14 protein-coding genes and 1 pseudogene are annotated in these 19,341 nt (G+C 43.6%); 3 read left to right on the plus strand and 12 right to left on the minus strand.

Translation table 11 applies throughout. The features are described 5' to 3' along the window. Positions 1-9: 9 nt before the first annotated feature. From CEX98_RS13370 to CEX98_RS13380, 3 genes are all read right to left on the minus strand, one after another. On the minus strand, positions 10-978 hold the full coding sequence (locus tag CEX98_RS13370) for an ATP-grasp domain-containing protein (protein ID WP_099642557.1): 969 nt from the start codon (positions 976-978) through the stop codon (positions 10-12). A 169-nt stretch (positions 979-1,147) separates the two neighbouring features. Beyond that, on the minus strand, positions 1,148-2,437 hold the full coding sequence (locus tag CEX98_RS13375; RefSeq protein WP_099642558.1) for a Glu/Leu/Phe/Val family dehydrogenase: 1,290 nt from the start codon (positions 2,435-2,437) through the stop codon (positions 1,148-1,150). Between the two features lie 189 nt (positions 2,438-2,626). Next, on the minus strand, positions 2,627-4,600 hold the full coding sequence (locus CEX98_RS13380) for a UvrD-helicase domain-containing protein (RefSeq protein WP_099642569.1): 1,974 nt from the start codon (positions 4,598-4,600) through the stop codon (positions 2,627-2,629). 192 nt (positions 4,601-4,792) lie between these two features. On the opposite strand from CEX98_RS13380, the gene CEX98_RS13385 reads away from it, so the two are divergent. After that, the gene (locus CEX98_RS13385; protein WP_099642559.1) at positions 4,793-6,979 is read left to right on the plus strand and encodes a carbohydrate binding family 9 domain-containing protein; all 2,187 of its coding nucleotides are present in this window, start codon (positions 4,793-4,795) and stop codon (positions 6,977-6,979) included. A 166-nt stretch (positions 6,980-7,145) separates the two neighbouring features. On the opposite strand, the gene CEX98_RS13390 is transcribed toward CEX98_RS13385, so the two are convergent. After that, positions 7,146-9,191, minus strand: coding sequence for a winged helix-turn-helix domain-containing protein (locus CEX98_RS13390; RefSeq protein ID WP_172439770.1), 2,046 nt, complete (start codon positions 9,189-9,191; stop codon positions 7,146-7,148). A gap of 349 nt (positions 9,192-9,540) precedes the next feature. Next, entirely contained in the window at positions 9,541-10,002 is a 462-nt protein-coding gene (locus CEX98_RS13395; protein ID WP_099642561.1) for an HPP family protein, read from the minus strand. 108 nt (positions 10,003-10,110) lie between these two features. Between CEX98_RS13395 and CEX98_RS13400 the strand changes: the two genes are divergently transcribed. Next, positions 10,111-10,650 carry a TetR/AcrR family transcriptional regulator gene (locus tag CEX98_RS13400; protein WP_242441699.1) on the plus strand — a complete coding sequence of 180 codons (540 nt, stop codon included), beginning with the start codon at positions 10,111-10,113 and terminating at the stop codon, positions 10,648-10,650. 32 nt (positions 10,651-10,682) lie between these two features. On the opposite strand, the gene CEX98_RS13405 is transcribed toward CEX98_RS13400, so the two are convergent. From CEX98_RS13405 to CEX98_RS13435, 7 genes and pseudogenes are all read right to left on the minus strand, one after another. Then, a complete protein-coding gene (locus CEX98_RS13405; RefSeq protein ID WP_099642562.1) occupies positions 10,683-10,922 on the minus strand; it encodes a hypothetical protein in 240 nt (79 codons plus the stop codon). Between the two features lie 301 nt (positions 10,923-11,223). After that, on the minus strand, positions 11,224-12,102 hold the full coding sequence (cyoE, locus tag CEX98_RS13410; protein ID WP_099642563.1) for a heme o synthase: 879 nt from the start codon (positions 12,100-12,102) through the stop codon (positions 11,224-11,226). A 13-nt stretch (positions 12,103-12,115) separates the two neighbouring features. Further along, a complete protein-coding gene (gene cyoD / locus CEX98_RS13415; RefSeq protein ID WP_017218861.1) occupies positions 12,116-12,475 on the minus strand; it encodes a cytochrome o ubiquinol oxidase subunit IV in 360 nt (119 codons plus the stop codon). Continuing rightward, complete coding sequence (gene cyoC, locus CEX98_RS13420; protein ID WP_099642564.1) at positions 12,475-13,095, minus strand: cytochrome o ubiquinol oxidase subunit III; 621 nt, start codon at positions 13,093-13,095, stop codon at positions 12,475-12,477. Before cyoC ends, cyoD begins: the two co-directional genes overlap by 1 nt. Positions 13,096-13,098: 3 nt before the next feature. Beyond that, the gene (gene cyoB, locus CEX98_RS13425) at positions 13,099-15,081 is read right to left on the minus strand and encodes a cytochrome o ubiquinol oxidase subunit I (RefSeq protein WP_099642565.1); all 1,983 of its coding nucleotides are present in this window, start codon (positions 15,079-15,081) and stop codon (positions 13,099-13,101) included. Between the two features lie 2 nt (positions 15,082-15,083). Next, a pseudogene (cyoA, locus tag CEX98_RS13430) lies at positions 15,084-15,943 on the minus strand (ubiquinol oxidase subunit II). Between the two features lie 510 nt (positions 15,944-16,453). Beyond that, positions 16,454-16,885: a hypothetical protein gene (locus CEX98_RS13435; protein WP_099642566.1), complete on the minus strand. Its 432-nt coding sequence runs from the start codon at positions 16,883-16,885 to the stop codon at positions 16,454-16,456. A gap of 377 nt (positions 16,886-17,262) precedes the next feature. Here CEX98_RS13435 and CEX98_RS13440 point away from each other — a divergent pair, with 377 nt between their 5' ends. Then, the gene (locus CEX98_RS13440) at positions 17,263-18,897 is read left to right on the plus strand and encodes a methyl-accepting chemotaxis protein (protein ID WP_099642567.1); all 1,635 of its coding nucleotides are present in this window, start codon (positions 17,263-17,265) and stop codon (positions 18,895-18,897) included. Positions 18,898-19,341: the final 444 nt, after the last annotated feature.

The raw sequence follows: 19,341 nt of genomic DNA on the forward strand, positions 1-19,341 counted from the left end.
TTTACGTCATTATTCAGCTTGTTCAGGCTCTGCCTTTATGCCGTTGGTGCTTTTTTTAGGTTGCCCTGCACGGTTAAAAATACCCAATCGTATACGAATAAAGTGCAAGATTTCTCTGGCAACATCAATATCTACCGCCTGCTCCAACCCCTCAAAGCCCGGACTTGAATTGGCTTCACAAACCTTAAAATGTTCTTCATCAAACAGCAAATCAATGCCAGCCACATCTAAGTTCAAAATATTAGCCGTTTGTGTTGCAAGCCATTCGATTTCCGGTGTAATTGGGTGTGGGCTACCAGTTGCACCTAAGCTCACATTGGCTTTAAAGTTTTTACCGCCAGAGTTACGCTCCATGCAAGCCACAGCACGGCCACCGATTGTTAGTACTCGCAGATCCCGACCGTGACTCGACTTTATAAAGCGTTGCAGAATGATATTTGCTTTTGGGTTGGTGGCTTCAATAAGTTGCATTAAGTCATCGAATTCGCCGCGCGATTTAGACAAAAACACGCCACTCCCTTGCGAACCAGAAAGCGTCTTTATTACCACAGGAAAACCGATTTGCTTCTCAACCAGTTCTATATTAACCGGGAACTTCACCAACATGGTTTTTGGCGTAGGTAAGTTTTGCTCTGCTAAAATTTGCTGAGCATATAACTTATCTTTCACCGTCTCAATCGACTGCGAGGAATTAAAACAATGCACACCTAAGCGCTCAAGGTGACGAATAATAGCCAGTGTAAAGTATGTCGTGCCTGCCCCCATACGTGGCAATACAAAATCAGGCAAAGCCACAGGTTGACCATCAATTAAGATACTCTCTTCGTCTTCTCTGGTAACCAACAGATCGAACTGATCTGGCGAATAAACTTGAAGGTCAATCCCCTCTTCCTTCGCCACCGCCATTAGCCTGTCTATCTCATAGATTTCAGGTTTTAATAAACTGGCAGAGTCTTTATAAATGATCCAACCGCGCATACAAATTGCCCCTTGAAAAGCTTAGTGTGAGGGCAGTTACTTGCCAGCTAGCCAGTATGAAAACACTCAAGTAAACCCAAGCATCTTCGCCCTCTAAACAAAAGCGCGATTATGTGGACTCCCCCAAGAACAGTACAGCGAAAAAATTTTATCGACACAATCTAAAAAATTATTCACGATTTTCAAAATATGATTGGGTTCCGTGAGCTTCTAGCGCGGCCTCTATTCTTTGTAAAGCCAGCTTGTAAACTGCATCTCTGATGTCTAGCCCTTCGTCAATGCTTAACTGCCAAGCTGCATCAAACGCACACTCCAAATAATTAGCCAGCTTATCGTGAACCACCTGCTCTTCCCATGATTCACCTTGACGGTTCTGACACCACTCAAAATAACTCACGATCACACCACCAGCATTGGCCAGAATATCTGGAATAACAGTAACCCCGCGCTCGTTCAAAATAGCATCGGCATCAGCTTCTACCGGACCATTGGCTATCTCCACGATATAATTGGCCGATACACTGCGCGCATTTTCACTCGTAATGGCGCCGGATAATGCCGCTGGAACCAGAATATCTACATTTAACGCCAATAATTCGTCGTTAGTTAGTACTTGATGCTCGACACTTTCGCATACTGAATCATTGCAATACACGGCCTTTAGCGATTTACTTCGCTGTTTTTCTTGATAGACGCTTTCGATGTCTAAGCCGTCCTTACAATAAATTCCGCCTTTTGAATCACTCACCGCGACAACCTTAAAGCCCGCTTGTTGCAATAGCTTGGCGCAGTGGTAGCCGCCATTACCAAAGCCTTGGATAGCGACGGTTTTATCGGATTTATCCCAGTCATTCTTTTTGCTTAACCTATCAATCATTAAAAAGGCACCGCGTCCAGTCGCTGACTCTCGTCCAGCACTGCCGCCAAAAATGAGCGGCTTACCGGTGATCACAGCGGGGCTTTTCCGCCGCGCTATTTTTTCATATTCATCCATCATCCAGCCCATGATCCTCGCATTGGTGTATACATCTGGGGCAGGAATGTCTTGATCCGGGCCAATAAAATCAGCGTTGGCACGAATATATGCCCGAGCTAAACGTTCAAGTTCCATTGGGCTCAGTGATTTTGGGTCAACTGTCACAGCGCCTTTAGCACCGCCGAACGGCACCCCCACTGCGGCACATTTTAGTGTCATCCATAACGCTAGGGCTTGTACTTCACTAACATCTGCGCTTTGGTGAAAGCGAATACCGCCTTTGGTTGGCCCTAAGAGGTCGTTATATTGACAACGATACGCCTTAAAGTAGTCTAATTGGCCTTTATCCCTTCGAATAGAGATATTACTTGAAAGGGTCCTTTGTGGCTGGGCTAACGCTTGGTAGGTTGACTGATTAATTCCTGTTTTTTCTACAATTGCACTAAGCCTTTTCAATGCATCTTTGAGTAAATCTGTGCTCATCCTTACCTCAATCATTTTATATCACTACTTATGGTATGCGTGTCAGCGGCACAAAGATCAAGGCCGAGTGAAATTTAATCGAGTATTATTCAAGCTGAAGTTTGGATAAAAAACGAGCTAACTTATTATTTTTAAAATCATATTAAATTATTTCCTTATTTATCCAGAGCGTTTTGCGACCCAGATTACTCAAGCAATCTCCTTTAGAAAATATGACGGGGCCTCGTTGGGCGCAAGTAAAAAGCACTGCTTTTTAGCACGGGTTAAGGCAACATAAAAAAGCCTTCGCTCTTCAGCGTCTGCAAAGCCACCTTGTTGCGGCAATAAAGCATCAACAAGCTCAGGGGTTTTCATTTGCGACGGAAAAGTTCGCTGGTCAAGGCCAAAGATAATGGTGAAATCAGCTTCTGTTCCCTTAGCACCATGGAAAGTATTGAGAGTCATCATCAGTTGCGGGTAAAGCTGCCGCCACTCAGCTACTTTCGCTCTATCAGGCAAGGCTTTGTGACTTCTTGCAAGCAATGCAACCGACGCTTTCCTTTCGCTACGCTGCTCAATAAGGTTCAATAATTGCTGGGCTTCTGATAATTCATCGCTCGTTGGTACTTTGACGATCCCTTGTCCCGCAACCCCCGCCACATGTGATTGAATGTGTTTGGTGATTTGTTCGGGGTTGCGGCAAATAAATTCGCTTGCAGTATCTAATATCGTTTGTGGATAACGGAATGTTTTGTCCAAATAGGTTGTCGTTGACTGACCAAAGTACTTAGTAAACTCAGTGGTCAGGCGAATATCACCTCCACTAAATCGGTAGATAGCTTGCCAGTCATCTCCTACTGCAAATAGTTGGCTTGTGGGTTTACTCTTTAGTAATGCTTGCACTAACTTGGCCCTAACCCGAGAAATATCTTGAAACTCATCCACTAAAATATAGCGCCAAGGTGAACTAAATTGACCACACTCTACGTAGTAAATCGCCCGCTCCAACATGTCATCAAAATCTACGCTAGCCTCATTTGCTAAATACAATTGATATTCTGCAAGCACAGGTAACACCACACTCATTTGAGTACTAAACTGCAGAGTTAGCTGCTCAGATCTACCCAAAATTTGCGCATGTTTCATTAATGGCAAAACTTGTGACAACAGCTCAACTGCCTGCGCTTCTTGTTGTAAGTGGTTCACCTGCAAGAACTGCTGAAAATCTCGTTGAAAGTAATGCTCTTGCTTAAGCGTGTGGATGGTGTCAGTAATAAACTGTTTAAACTGCTTTTTATCCGTTGCCAAGCTAGAAATCGCCGGCCTTGTTCCCGTTGCTTGTTCTATAATCTGCATCCCTAGCGAATGGAAAGTTGAACAATTTAAGGTGGTGGAAACCTGATGGCAGCGCTGGCGCATTTCCTCCGCCGCATCGTTACCGTATGCGAGCAATAGCACTTCCTCTGCACTTGCCAGTTTTCGATGTAGCAAGTAACCGACCTTGGCTTTTATCACGCTGGTTTTTCCGGTCCCCGCTGCCGCTAGCAACAGCTGTCTATCGTCTTGGATAATACAGGCCTTTCTTTGCGCAGGCGTCAATGGGTTCGATTCAACTTTGTCGAAGTAAGCGGCATCTTTTGTTAGATAGTGCGCGACAAACGCAGCTTGAAATTCAGCGATATCCTTCTCGCCCCACAGCGCAATCTCACGCACAGTAGCAAGCTTTCCTTTTAGTTGGACAGGCACCACATCTTGTGCAACATGTTGCCAACCATACCATAACGCCTGACTCGCTGACTGAACGAGACGCTGATTACTTTGACTCAGATACCTGTGTTTGAGTAGCTGTTCTATCTTATTGGCTTTACTGTGTAATTGCTTAGCGTGATGTAACACCCAAAGTTTTTGCAAACGCTTTCCCACCGCCTCCGCGCCTTTATGCTTTATTGCTAAAACAGCTGTGTTGGACTCGGTTTTTATCCGTAAACTTTGATACAGCCAGTGCTTCTTAAGTGTTGGTGGCTCGCGCATTTCAGCAAATGAAATAAAGGTTTCACTTGAATGATGACGCAGATACAGGCCCTCTTTGGAGCAGTTGACACCACGAACTCGGTGGAATAAGCGACTAAAGATATGTAATGCTATCAATTGGTAGATCAGATTAATAAATTCCCTTGCGATCATGCTATCACGAAACACAAAAGCCCACTTAGTGAATTTTCAGTATTGAAAGTTATTTCTATTAGTTTCAATTAGCTAGGCACACCTTTGTCATCTTAAATCACAACTTTGTCACCTAATTTCTCGCCTTTATCACTTCTTCTTTGAATGACTCAAGCATCATCTTGTTATCTTTTCGTAACGGAAAAAACAACAATGAGAAATGCACTGAGCACAACCTCTTGCCTATTTACCTTTAGTCTAATGTCATGTTTAGTTTCTTTTGAAACACAAGCAAACTGGCAACAATTCACCCAGGCAGAAACCGAAATACCAAAAATTGATACCACTCCTACCATTGACGGTAAACTGTCGGAGCGAGAATGGGAAAATGCCAAGCTGATTAGAGATTTTGCGGTATTTAGACCCAATGTTGGTGATAAACCCGACCATCATATTGAGGCCTATGTCAGTTATGATAGTGACTATTTTTATGTAGCCGCCAAAATCTACCAACCAGAGCATGCGTTGACAGACCGAGTCCTTACCCAAGGTGAATTTATGTGGAATGAAGACTACTTTGGCTTAGTGTTGGACACCAATTTCGATAGATCAGATGCTTACTTATTTCACGTGACTCCCTCTGGCGTAAAAGAAGACGGTTTGGTCGATGGCACCACTTATATTGCACAGTGGAAAACCCTGTGGCATGCCAAAACGTCGATTGATGTAGACAGCTGGTCAGTGGAAATAGCAATACCGATGCAATCTATCTCATTTGAACAAAATGCCGAGCATTGGGGATTGCAATTAAGACACAGAGTGGCCAGTCCAAACACCCAAATATATTGGAACATCAATAACCCCAGTAATTATGCCTGGCACACAAATCAACTCGCGCCAATCAAGGGTCCTAAAGGATTAGCACAAGGCTTGGGTTTAGAAGTTAAGCCCAGCTTAGCGCTTAAAAATACCAGTGGAGAAAGTAAGCTTACACCAGCTGTCGATCTGCTTTACAAAGTTACCCCCAACCTTTCAGCCATGCTGACTGTCAATACTGATTTTTCAGGCACAGAAGTCGATGAAGTGCCATTGAACACCACTCGATATAGCCAGTACTTCACTGAAAAGCGCGATTTTTTCTTACAAGACAGTCAAATTTTTCGCTTTGGCGGTATGGATGATAACTACGCCAATGGCATGCCCTTCTACTCAAGGCGAATAGGACAAGGTCGTCGCTCTGGCTTGCTAGACATTAACTGGGGGACCAAACTAACCGGGCAAATCGGCGATACGCGACTGGGGATCTTAAGCGTAAATCAAGAGCTGGACGGCAGTCTATCTGAAGATACCCAATTAAGTGTGGCCAGAGTCATTCAACAAGTGGCTGATAAACATCAAGTAGGCGCTATCATAACTACAGGCAGTCCTGACGGGCAAGATGAAAACACATTATTAGGAGCAGACTACCGCTTCCAGGGCAATATACTCGACCAATACCCGATGGTTACACATGCGTATTATCAAGAAGCTGAGTCTGTGCCACCGAAAGAAACAACTAATGAAGATAACAAATCTTATGGGGTCTCTGTGAGGTTGCCCAACGATACGTTTTATCTTCGTAGTCGTTATCAATATATAGGCAAAGATTTTAGCCCCGCTTTGGGCTTTGTAAATAGAAAGGATCTTCAGTATTACGAAGCAGTAAGCCACTACAGAGTGAGACCGCAATCAGGCTGGTTAAGCGATCAAATTAATTATTATCAAGCCACTGGGTTTTATTACTTATGGGAGGATACTCAGGGAAACCGTGAGGGACAAAGTGTATTTATTCGACCACTACAAATCGATTTTAAAAGTGATGACTTTTTCTTCGTTAGCCATAATCGCTACCAAAGGATCTTAACAAAGCCATTTAGCTTTACCGATAAACTTATTTTTACTCCAGGGGAATACAACTATACCCAAAATGAGCTTTATATCAGCAGTGCTAATAGCAGGCCCGTCTATGCAATCACTCGATTCTCTAAGGGTGAGTTTTACGACGCAGACCTTGAACGCGTGAGTGTAGATATAAACTATCGCCCAAACCGACACTTATTTTTAAACTTAAGTCGCAACATGTATTACTATGAAAGAGACGGAATAAACGACCAGCTATTCAACACTCAACTAAAAATCAATGTTGCATTCAATACGGAATGGTCTTGGAACACCCTATTGCAACACAACAACCAAACCAACAACTTTTCACTCTTTAGTCGTGTGCGCTATGAGCCATCTCCAAATGAAATCTACATTGCCAGTATCAATCGAGGTTATGATATTGAAGCTGGTTGGCATCAGCGCGTGGAAACTACAGATGAAACAGCAATTAAGCTGGCCTACACTTATCGCTGGTGATCAGCTGTCATTTTATCAAATCTGAACTCGGGATAAGAAGTGAGTTAGTCAACTAAAATACCTAGACTAAAAAGCGTAATATTACTTCTTAATACAAGGTAAGCTTAGCGCTGTAGTCAGGGATAACAGCTGCTATAGAACCAGTTGTTATCCCGAGTTGGGTTATCTACTGTGCTCGAGTGGTATATAAATCACTACTAAACGCTCGAGTACTCGCATAGATTATTTGCCCCTCTTTAACGTCAAAGCCGTAATAACCATCAAAACGCTTTTGACTCAGCAATTGTAATGACTCGTCGTTAATCTTATAAGTAGTTAAACTCGCTTCTTTGTCGTTGGCAGCATACAGTACACCATGCTCGATAACACCTTGATGAAAATGTGTTACCTCCCCAAGTCGCGTCCCATTTTGCATCTGCCCGTTTAATACATCCGCCAACGCAAAACGATAAAGCTCGTTGTGTTGATTGTATGCGTACACAAACTCTCTATCTCCTTTGTCAACCATCAGCTTTACCCAAGGCGCTGATAACTCAGCAACTAGCTGTAGCTGACGATTGTAAATCCTCACATGACGAGATTTGCTTTGTTTCACTGTCACAGCAAATAAAGTGGAGTTTATCCATGACTGAGCAAAGCCATAGCCATCTAAATAAGTTTGCTCAGTGACCTTTCTTTCTTCGCTATCAACCAACCATAGCTGGTGATTATCATGATTTAATAACATCAGTTTATCATCAGGAGAAACCGACATTCCTCGTAATACTGTATGCTCGGCCAACGGGATAACCGGTGTGGCTCGTTGTTGTGGCGCTTGAAAATAAATCGCATTATCACCGGCTCGATTAGAGGTGAAATAAATACCCGATTGCTTGTTAGCAAAGGCTGGCAGCCTTTCGTTACCGTTACTGTTATCTAGCTCAAAACCGGCAAGCTGCCAATTTAAATCGATATTCTTATCATAAGTAGAATACACATAATCCTTTTTATTGGGATGACGTGCTAACTCACAACAAATTCTATCACTTAAACTTGCCAGCGTACGTTCAACACCTGATTGCAAGTCCACCAGCTGAAGTTGAGTGGGTTTTGAAGCAGAAACCATAATAATTTCTCCCTCCTTTTGACCCCATATACCAAACTCAATTTGTTGTTGCACGTCAGTCATTACCGAGAGGGCTTGAGTAGAGGTATCAAACGTAAACAACTGGCTTACACCTTGACTATTGTGCGCAATCAACAGCAGCTCATTTGAATTGGCCTTGAGATCTAATGACACAAACTGCCAGTCTTCAGATAAAGTCACTTTGACAGGCTCAAGCCCCGTGGCAAAGTCAACTTTATACAGGGTGTTTTTATGTTCATGTCGCCTTGGGTGTCCTAGTAACCAGATTACATCTTGCTGCGTATCATAGGTTAGCTGATGAGAAACCAGCTCATCACAGCCAAGTTGCTGTGCCTGTCCCGCTTGCAGAGTATGAGTGCCTTCATTAAATGGTACTTTAAACCAACCACATTGTTCCTCAAGGTAACCGCTAAAAATAAGATGGTTAGACGTTTGGGCTATCAAAGATTCAATATAATACTCGCCACTGGATATCTCTTTACCAACGTCATCATCATTGTTACTCAGGTGCTTAACCCAAAGCGCATTTCCCTTGCCTCGGGTATCATTAATAAAACTAACCGTCTCTCCATCTGGAGCCACAACCAGACTTCGCTTAGCACCTAAGACACGGGTTAATACATTATTTTCGCTATAATTTAATTCATCAGCTACGTTACTGCTTAGCATCACAAGCGCAACAACAAGTAAACCCGCCAATACGCCAATCAGCCCCTTAACGGCATAGCTTGGAGTATTTGTGTCTTCAGAGGCGAGGTTAGGATTAGTATCACTACAGACCGTGGCTTCAGCGATAAAGCGGTAGCCCTGTTTTGGCACGGTTTGAATATATTGAGGGAACTTAGGGTCGTCATTGAGTGTTTTACGTAAATTGGCAACGAGCTTATTAATCGCATTATCAGTCACAATCACGCCTTGCCAGATCACCTCTTGTAATTCATCGCGCGTGATAATGCGATTGGGGTTGTCTAGGAGAAAAAGCAACAATGTCACCGTTCTTGGATCTAGTGCTATCACCTGATCATGAGAGGTTAATTCATATGATTCAGTATTAAACTGAAACTCGCCAAATTGAATTCGCTCCAAACTACATCTACTCCATGTAAGATTTATCGTTATTATTATTACCAACAGAAATTATAAGTTGGTTTGGCATCAAACAATTGAAAGTTACTTGTATTGTTAATACATTTTGTACAACTTAGTTTATACCAATTGGGTTAAGTAAACGAGCTATTTTGAAGCATGAGAATAGCGATACAGATAGGAAAAAATATTGCTATTAGGTTGTTCTAAATGACAAATTTATGAAGGTGCTTTATTCAATAGCGCACCTGTTAAGTTGGTGACAAAGTTACGTCAAAACAGAACCTGAAGAAGGCAGGCCATAACAGAGGCCCACACGCTAAGCACAGTGATCCTTTTATGATTACTCTCAGGCAGCAGTTACCGTTGTAAGCTTGCTTTTAGCCACTGAGGTTGCTTTACCAACCAGCACGAGTACCACCGCACCGATAATCACGGGGGTAAATAAAAAGCCCCACCCTTCTAGAGCCAGCATAATTAGTATTGGATTTGCGCCAGCCGGCGGGTGAGTGGTTTTTGTTATTAACATGCTAAATACCCCCAACCCCGTTGCAAGTGCTAACGTTAATTCGTTCACACCAATATATTGTGCAAAAATAATCCCAATGGTCGCGGTAAGAATATGTCCAAAGATGACGTTTTTAGGCTGCGCAAGTGGGCTTTCGGGCACGCCAAATACCAGCACTGCGGTTGCGCCTAAAGGAGCCATTAAAAAAATATGCTCAGCATTTATCGATTGGCTAAATGCCAATATTGCAATAGCGATAAACGCGCCCGTTCCTGCAATCAACGCAAGTTGTAACTCTCTCATTTCGTTCTTTCCCTTTCAAAAGAAGTAGACCGATTTGTCTACCAAGTAAATAGTAGACAAATCGGTCTACCTCTGTCAACCTATGATCATGGTAATAATGGTGGCTAAATGATGAATAAAAAAAGACAACAACTAATCGATTGTGCAATGGGCCTGTTCTATCAACATGGCGTTCATGCCATTGGCATTAACGAAGTATTAAAATCATCTGGCATAGCTAAAAAGACTCTGTATAACCATTTTGAGAGTAAAGAAGCGCTAGTGCTTGCAACACTTGAAGCACGGCATCACCAATTTATGTCTTGGTTATCTCATTGCCTTGCAAATACCCAGACGATTGAAATGCTCGAAAAGCAGTTGTTCTCAGCGCTAGATCAGTGGATTAATAATAAAGTGGAGGTGCTAGGCGATTTCCGAGGGTGTTACTTTATCAACACAGCGGCGGAGTTTGGTGAGCTCACCAACCCAATAAATCAGCTATGCCAACAGCACAAGCTTGCGGTAAAAGCGTTACTTAAACATTCGCTCAACGGCGCTGATGATGCCGCTGTCGAGCGCCTGTTTCTATTGAGCGAAGGGATTATTTCAACGGCCTATACCTGTCACGATGCTGACGTAGCCAAGCGGGCAGTAGAATTCACGAGATAAGCAGCGCACTATTTGAAGGTTTCACTTTATGCTTATTGCTCCGGTTTATCGCCTGATTTGGGGGCTTTTTTACGTTGTTCTTGTTTGGCTTTCGCGACATTTTTAAAAACAGGTGGTGGAATAGGGAAAAGCGAAATGAGCGGCATCAAAGCCAAAAATAGATAGGCGCCTTTTGGCATTTTTTTGGCCCATAGCACGACCTTAAAAAGTAAAAAGGACGCGATAAAAATCGCTGTAAGTAACAATAATCCTTCTGTGATCCCTATATCCATTATTATCTTCTAATCTATTCAATAAGCTGGATATGGAGATAAAATGGGTAAAAAGCAAGCGACGCGAAACAAATAATACCAGTTGTATTAAGTAAATGATCTATCTTGAAGTGGGGAAATAGCTTTAGTAGCAAGGCAAAAATTTTGCTATTTAGTTGTTCTAAATGAGAAATTTTTAACGAAGCTAATATGCTATTTCACCCTTCAAATTGATTAGAGAATTAATTCAATTGGTATAAGATAAGAACGAAAAAAGGCCCTGCGGGCCTTTGGATTTTAATTACTTTGGGATAATCTGCGATCAGTACAGCATCGCAGAAACTGTGCTGTGATTATCAATCGCCATCGCGATACTTAAGACTGTGATATTGACTATTGAGAATGCAAACACTTGCCTCGCCCAGCCATGCAAATCTAAGTCTCTTTGGTATCCTTTTAGCGCCATCAATAACCACCAAAAACTGGTTGTACAGGCCACCGCCATAAATGCTACACCGGTGTAGCCGCTAAGCGGTAGTAACATCACCACCAGTGCATAAATGGCGATATACAAAACAATATGATGCTTGGCCTTTTCAACACCTTGCGCGACTGGCAACACCGGAATATTCGCGGCTCGGTAATCTTCAAAACGGAAAATCGCAATGGCATAAGAATGCGGCATTTGCCAAAGACAAAACATCAACAATAATATGGCAGCGCCAGAGTCAAACACCCCACTTACTGCGCAGTAACCAACCACAGGTGGCACTGCCCCAGACAGGCTACCAACCACCGTGCCATACACTGAGTTTCGTTTCATGTATAAGCTGTAAACACCGACATAAATAAAAAAACCAAATGCGGCAAAACCCAGCGCAATCCAATTGGTGAAATAGGCTAAGAGCACAAAGCCGGATAATCCGAGTACCAGGCTATGTGACAGTGCAGCAACTGAGGAAATTTCCCCAGTTACTGTCACGCGAGTTTTAGTACGGGCCATTGCCGCATCGATATCCCTGTCGATGACATTGTTAACTACACAACCTGACGCAACGACTAAAGATAACCCCAGTAGAGTCAAGGCAAATAGCAGCCAATCAATTTCACCTCGAGAGGCCAATAAGAAGCCTCCTGCGACTGAAATCAAGTTTCCCATAATGATCCCAGGTTTTGTCACCTGAAAATAACGACGCAGCATGACTACTCTCCTGTTAATACATCATCATGGCGTTAGATTCGTAGATGATCCAGACAGACAGCCCCACTACCATCACAATAATCAACGCACTAAAGATAAAGGAAAGCGTGCTTGCCTTGCCTTCTTCCGTAACAAAATTCAGGTGTAAAAAGTACTTTAGGTGCACCCAAATTTGCACTAACGCGGTTGTCACTAACGTCCAAAATGTCGTGCTAGATGACAAGCTGCCACTCATCACGGCAGCAAAAGGAATGGCTGTCAAAATAACTGATAACACAAAACCAATTAGATACGACTTCACACTACCGTGGCTGTCGTGTTCATGCTCGTGAACATCCATCTGTGCTAACGCTTGAGATTCACTATGGCTCATTACATTGCCCCCATTAAATAAACAACGGTAAATACACAGATCCACACGATATCTAAAAAGTGCCAGAACAAGCTTAAGCAGTTCAAACGCGTTACCGTTTGTGGCTTAAGACCACGACGTGTCACTTCAATCATCATCACAGTCATCCAAATCAAGCCTGCCGTCACGTGCATGCCGTGCAGACCCACCAATGAGAAGAAAGAAGTCAAAAAAGCACTGTTTTGCGGTCCATGGCCATGCACTATTAAGTGATGGAATTCGTATACTTCCATACCAATAAACACCGCACCAAAGATAAATGTCACCGCAAGCCAGGATAAGGTTTGCGACTTTTGCTGTTTGTTTGCCGCAATCATGGCAAAACCAAAGGTAATACTACTTAACAGTAGCGCTGCGGTTTCAACCGCAACAAAACCCAGCTCGAATATGTCTTTACCAGACACACCACCTGCCGTATTCATGTACAACACAGCATAAGTGGCAAAGAAGGAAGCAAACAACAAGCAGTCCGTCATCAGGTATAGCCAAAAACCGAAAACAGTATTTGAACCTGTGTCATGATCTGCATGCTCGTGAGCATCTTCTAACGCATGCAGCGTAGCGGGAGTAATTGCACTCATGAATTAACCCTCCTGTAATGCACGAGAAAGGTGGGCAGACTCAATCTGCTCAATCTCGTCAACCTGAACATAATAATCAACATCGCTGGTGTAACAACGTTTAATAAATACCGCGATAGCACTGACTAACCCCACTGCCGCTAACCACCAAATATGCCAGATCATGGCAAAGCAAAACGCGGTCAGTGACGCACTGATAAGCACTCCAGCCGGGGTATTTTTTGGCATGTGAATTGGCTGATACTGTGCAGGCTTTTGATATGCCTGTCCCTGCTCTTTCATTTCTGTCCAAGCGTCAATATCGTCAACCACAGGGGTTTTCGCGAAGTTGTAGTACTGCGGTGGAGAGTCCGTAGACCATTCTAGCGTATGCCCATTCCACGGATCGCCAGTGCTGTCTTGCAATTGCTCACGGTTTTTATAGCTCACTACTAGCTGAACCACTTGGAAAACTATCCCAAACATAATGATAAAGGCACCAATACACGCGATGTATAGCCAAATGTTCCACTCTGGCGTGTTGGTATGATTAAGGCGACGTGTCATGCCTAAGAAGCCAAGCACATAAAGCGGCATAAAGGCCACAAAAAAGCCAACCAGCCAGCACCAAAATGAGGCTTTACCCCAACGCTCATCGAGCTTGTAACCCATGACTTTAGGGAACCAGTAAGCAAAACCCGCAAGATAACCAAATACCGCGCCACCGATAATGGTGTTATGGAAATGTGCAATTAGGAAAAGACTGTTGTGTAGCACGTAGTCGGCACCTGGAATTGCAAGCAGTACGCCAGTCATCCCACCTACAGTAAAGGTCACCATAAACCCTAACGTCCAAAGGACAGGCACCGTGATCCGCAACCGACCGCGATACATGGTAAACAACCAGTTAAAGAGTTTTACTCCCGTTGGCACCGCAATAACCATAGTCATCACCCCAAAGAAAGCATTAACATTGGCGCTTGACCCCATAGTAAAGAAGTGATGTAGCCAAACAATAAAGCCCAAAATAGAAATCGCACCACTGGCATACACCATCGACTTATAACCAAACAGGCGTTTGCCTGTGAAGGTTGAAATAATTTCTGAGAAAATCCCAAACGCAGGCAAGATCAAAATATAAACTTCAGGGTGACCCCATGCCCAGAACAGGTTGATATACATCATGGCATTACCACCGGCTTCGTTAGTGAAGAAGTGGAAATCCATATAACGGTCAAGCGTTAGCATCGCTAGCACCGCAGTAAGAATTGGGAAAGACGCCGCAACTAGGATATTTGCCCAAGTACAAGTCCAAGTAAAAATAGGCATTTTCATTAGCGTCATGCCAGGTGCACGCATCTTAAATACGGTTACCAAGAAATTCACGGCGGTGAGCAATGTCCCAAGCCCGGATATTTGCAGTGCCCAAATATAGTAATCAACCCCAACACCCGGACTAAACGACAACTCCGACAAAGGCGGGTACGCCACCCAACCGGTTTTTGCAAACTCACCAAATGCCAAAGATAAGTTGATTAAAATAGCCCCACCCGCTGTCAACCAAAAGCTGAGGTTATTCAAAAACGGAAACGCAACATCTCTAGCACCAATTTGCAGTGGCAGGATAATATTCATTAAACCAATCATAAATGGCATCGCCATAAAGATGATCATGATCACCCCGTGCGCGGTGAAGATCTGGTCATAATGTTCTGGAGGCAGATAACCGGCAGCGCCGCTTGTGGCCATCGCCAGCTGTGTACGCATCATGATGGCGTCGGCAAAACCACGCATTAACATAATTAATGCCAAGATAATGTACATTACGCCTAGACGTTTATGATCAATTGAAGTGATCCAATCGTGCCACAGCACGCCCCATTTTTTGTGTTTTGTGACCATTGCCGCCACAATCAGACCAACGATCGCCACCACCGCTAACGTTACCATAATAATGGGTTCGTGATAGGGGATTGCCTCGATGGATAATTTACCAAACAACGACATAATTACTCCTCAGCTTTGCCGTGATGTTGATGCGCAGCATGCTCTGGTTTGGCGTAATAACTCATTTCGCCATGGCCCTGCATGTACTTCATAACTATGGTGTGGAATAAGCCCTGCTCTACCGAGCCAAAATATTCAACGGGGTGATATTCCGAAGGCTCAGCCAGCTTCGCATAACGACCAGCGGTTAAGGCTTCGCCGTTTGTTCTAATGTCGGCAACCCAGTTATCAAAATCCGCTTTGTCTTTGGTCGCAATGGCATCGAACTTCATTCCCGTAAAGCCTGCTCCACTGTAATTGGCAGAAAAGCCTCTGAACGTACCCGGCTCGTTAGCAATCAGGTGAAGCTGCGTTTCCATTCCAGCCATCGAGTAGATTTGGCTACCAAGCTGAGGAATGAAAAAAGAGTTCATGGTGCTTTCAGAAGTGATTTTGTACTCCACCGGTACATTCGCTGGAAACACCAGCTCATTCACGGTGGCAATGCCTTGTTCTGGATAGATAAATAACCACTTCCAGTTGAGCGATACCACCTGAATGGTAAGGTGTTCTCCTTTGCCTTCCAACGGCTTGTAAGGGTCAAGCGATTGCGTAGAGCGCCAGGTGATCACCCCAAGCACGATAATAATCACAATCGGAATGGTCCAAACCACGGCTTCTATTTTGTTAGAGTGAGCCCATTTAGGTGCATAGATCTCGTGGTCGCGACGTCGCGATACTTCCACGCAAAATATAAGGTTAAAATAATTACTGGCACTACAACGAGTAACATCAGTACAGTGGCAATGATGATCAAAGACTTCTCATCCATGCCGATTTGCCCCTTGGGATCCAAAATGCCACCACTACAACCGGTGAGCATTAACCCCAATGAAGCGAACGCATAATTCACGACACTACGTTTATTCAATTGATTACCCTTCAACGATAAGCTGCGGCTTATTTATCAAGCTCGCTGAATATCTAGTTGTGCAAGCTATGCTGCACAAGTTCGAATTGCACTGTATCCATCAGGAAAATACATTAGTGAAGGGAAATACTCCTTGGACACCAGTCACTAACCATTTACCAAATAACCGATACAGTAAACGGACAACCACATTCACCAAGCTTACAACTCACCCAAAAAGGGCTGTATGTAGCCGATTAATGTAATTGAAACTGAATGGCTGACTGCTGATCCACAACGTGTGGTTTTCCCAACTTGCTTAATTAAATGCTCTATTTTGAGGCGATAAAATTTTGTCGATAACCTGGAAAAATTTGCTATTTAATTGTTCTAAATAAGAAATCTTTAGTGCCGTTAACGTCAAAATTACTCATAAGTATTAAGACAAACTGGTATTAAACGCGCTGGATTCAAATATTGCGATTACGCAAACAGACAGCTGTGACCAAAAGGAGGAGCACGACAACCGTGTGCGCTCGGCACCGGTTGAGGTTGAATAGCCTCAGTAGAGGCGAATGCCGTTTTACGCAGGACAACGCCAGCGCGTGTAGGCAAAATAGTATGGAAAACTAACCAGCACAGGCCTATTAGTAACTGCAATGATAAGATTGGTTGCGCTAAAAACGCCCCTATCGTCGCCACAACAGAGTCTGACAGTGAATTATCTGCAAATAATGCTTCTAATTCAGCTACATCACCTAACATACCACTGAATAACAAGGCGGTGTTAAACATCATCAAGGCGGTTAGCACACTGATAATACGGCCAAATAACTGCGCGTGGGCCATCGCACGACCTTGACTGGTAGTGTCGTTAGCTGGTGCAGTCTGTCTAGCGTAACTCAGTAGTGGCACAAATTTTCCTGATGTAGTTCAACAATTGTTAATCTGATTAGTTCAGAACTTTCAGTTCAAGCTGAAAATTCGCAGCGAGTATATCAAAGTCTTTATTGGATTCAAGCGATATCTGCAATGATCTAAATCAAGGTGGCAGAAGAATTTTTCACCTCCCTACAGCACGCAAGATAATGAAAACAATTATCATTCACAAATATTTACAAAAGGTAAACTAGTATATTTTACATAAATATCATATAGATACCTTAACACTACGACCCCCAAAAATATTCATATTAAGTTCAGATACTTCCCTTTCACGTTTTTCTGAGTATGATTCCGGCACAACTGACAACGCTGTCTAAACTTATAATCCATTGTTATTAAGGTAAATTATGAAACAGATAAATAAACTGCTTGGGTTAATTAATGTCTCAAACAAACTCCAGCTCAGTCTTCTTTTATCTGTTTTAATTATTGCGCTCGTGCAACTCTCTTCTGCTCTTGTCTTAAGGGACAATCTCACCCACGAGCGTCAGAGTAATGCAAAATCCTTAATGGAAACTACCATTGCACATTTGAGAATGATTGCATCAGATAAGACATTGTCCGAAGAGAGCAAGCAGAGAAAAATCAAACAACTTATTAATTCGACCCGCTATGGTGACTCTGGTTATTTCTTTCTTTTTGATTTAGACGGTAAGATGGTCGCCCATCCCATTACCCCTGAATTAAACGATACCACGATGGTCAAACATCATGACGCCTACATTCGCGAAGCATTTCGTCAGTTTGTTACCATTGCCACGCAGCAACAACAGGGGTTTGTCCAGTATTTATGGTCCAAACCCAACACTGATACTCTAGAAAACAAACTCTCGTATGTTGCGAATTTGCATCACTTTAACTGGGCTATAGGCACTGGTATTTATCTACAAGACGTAGAAACACAATTCGTAAATAGCTTATACAAAATGGCATTTGAAACCCTTATTTATGCGTTGCTATTGGTCTTCATTTCCAGCTTGATCAGCAAAAATATTACCAAGCCTTTGGATAAACTGACTCGCACAATGGCCATTATCGCCTCACAAAAGGACCTCACTATTGAGCTAAAAAGCTTAGGTAAAGACGAACTTGCACAAATGGCTGTCGCCTTTAATCAAATGAACTCACACTTTCGTGATGTCCTTTATGATATCAATGAAAATACCTATTCCTTGGCTTCTCAAGCAGAGGAATTATCCTGTATTACCGAGCAGATCCAAACCGGAATTGGCCAGCAAAATAGTGAAACCGAACTAGTGCAAACTCGCATGCAGTCATTGAATAAGGTTGCACAATCAGTCAACTATGAATCCAAACGAGCACTGGATACGGTAACAGAGACAACCGAGCTCACCACTCAAGGACTCACCCATGTAGAAGAAAACGTGACCGTGATAGCCCATGTTTCTCGCAGCGTCGATTCAGCGCAACAAGCTGTGCTAGAGCTGCAACGCGCCTCAACGGAAATTAAAACCGTGCTCGATGTTATAAAAAAAGTGGCAGAGCAAACTAACTTATTAGCATTAAACGCAGCCATTGAAGCCGCAAGAGCAGGAGAACAAGGACGTGGTTTTGCCGTGGTTGCCGACGAAGTACGAACACTGGCGCAGCGCACACAACAATCTACCGATGATATTCAAGTCATCATAGATAGGTTACACCATAGTGTTGCTACAACCGTTGACGAAATGGAAAGCTGTCGCACGGCATCCGAACATAGCCTTACGGTTAGTCAACAATGCAAACAAGCGCTGGAGCAAATCAACCTGTCCATCGCTACCGTACATGATATCAACGTCAATATCGCCAGCTGGAGCGAAAAACAGTCCGAAGACCTCAATGATATGACCGACAACATCAGCGGCATTGCAACAGTGGCAAACCAAACCGCCCTCGGGGCAGAGCACACCAAAGCATCGAGCCAGCAGTTAAGCGAAATGTCACAACGACTGTCGCAAATGGTAAGTGAATTTAAGGTATGATTTTGCCGCTGCTCACATACGCAAAAGCAAAACTGCTCGACAAGTAAATCATCTCTTACCAGACGGGTTTACACCGAGGTAGGAGCTGCTTCACGCAGCGATCTGTCAAAGCAAAACTGCTCGGTGGGTCAACCGCCTTCTACCAAACGGGTTTTCGCCTAAGTAGGAGCTGCTTCACGCAGCGATCTGTAAAAGCAAAAGTGCTCGGTGGGTAAATCACCTCCTACCAAACGGATTGCGCCGAGGTAGGCGCTGCTTTACGCAGCGATCTGTAAAAGCAAAACTGCTCGGCGGCTAAACCACCTCCTGCCAAACGGTTTACGCCGAGGTAGGAGCTGCTTTACGCAGCGAGCTGTCAAAGCAAAACTGCTCGATGGGTAGACTACCTCCTACCAAACGGGTTTACGCCGAGGTAGGAGCTGCTTCACGAAGCGATCTGTACAA

It is taken from the genome of Pseudoalteromonas piscicida (assembly GCF_002744175.1).
GTDB lineage: Bacteria > Pseudomonadota > Gammaproteobacteria > Enterobacterales > Alteromonadaceae > Pseudoalteromonas > Pseudoalteromonas piscicida_B.

What these genes read in the sequence shown, in the direction of transcription:
- CEX98_RS13370 (WP_099642557.1), bottom strand. Translation starts at nt 978, where the DNA reads ATGCGCGGTTGGATCATTTATAAAGACTCTGCCAGTTTATTAAAACCT.
- CEX98_RS13375 (WP_099642558.1), bottom strand. Translation starts at nt 2,437, where the DNA reads ATGAGCACAGATTTACTCAAAGATGCATTGAAAAGGCTTAGTGCAATT.
- CEX98_RS13380 (WP_099642569.1), bottom strand. Translation starts at nt 4,600, where the DNA reads ATGATCGCAAGGGAATTTATTAATCTGATCTACCAATTGATAGCATTA.
- CEX98_RS13385 (WP_099642559.1), top strand. Translation starts at nt 4,793, where the DNA reads ATGAGAAATGCACTGAGCACAACCTCTTGCCTATTTACCTTTAGTCTA.
- CEX98_RS13395 (WP_099642561.1), bottom strand. Translation starts at nt 10,002, where the DNA reads ATGAGAGAGTTACAACTTGCGTTGATTGCAGGAACGGGCGCGTTTATC.
- CEX98_RS13400 (WP_242441699.1), top strand. Translation starts at nt 10,111, where the DNA reads ATGATGAATAAAAAAAGACAACAACTAATCGATTGTGCAATGGGCCTG.
- CEX98_RS13405 (WP_099642562.1), bottom strand. Translation starts at nt 10,922, where the DNA reads ATGGATATAGGGATCACAGAAGGATTATTGTTACTTACAGCGATTTTT.
- cyoE (WP_099642563.1), bottom strand. Translation starts at nt 12,102, where the DNA reads ATGCTGCGTCGTTATTTTCAGGTGACAAAACCTGGGATCATTATGGGA.
- cyoD (WP_017218861.1), bottom strand. Translation starts at nt 12,475, where the DNA reads ATGAGCCATAGTGAATCTCAAGCGTTAGCACAGATGGATGTTCACGAG.
- cyoC (WP_099642564.1), bottom strand. Translation starts at nt 13,095, where the DNA reads ATGAGTGCAATTACTCCCGCTACGCTGCATGCGTTAGAAGATGCTCAC.
- cyoB (WP_099642565.1), bottom strand. Translation starts at nt 15,081, where the DNA reads ATGTCGTTGTTTGGTAAATTATCCATCGAGGCAATCCCCTATCACGAA.
- CEX98_RS13440 (WP_099642567.1), top strand. Translation starts at nt 17,263, where the DNA reads ATGAAACAGATAAATAAACTGCTTGGGTTAATTAATGTCTCAAACAAA.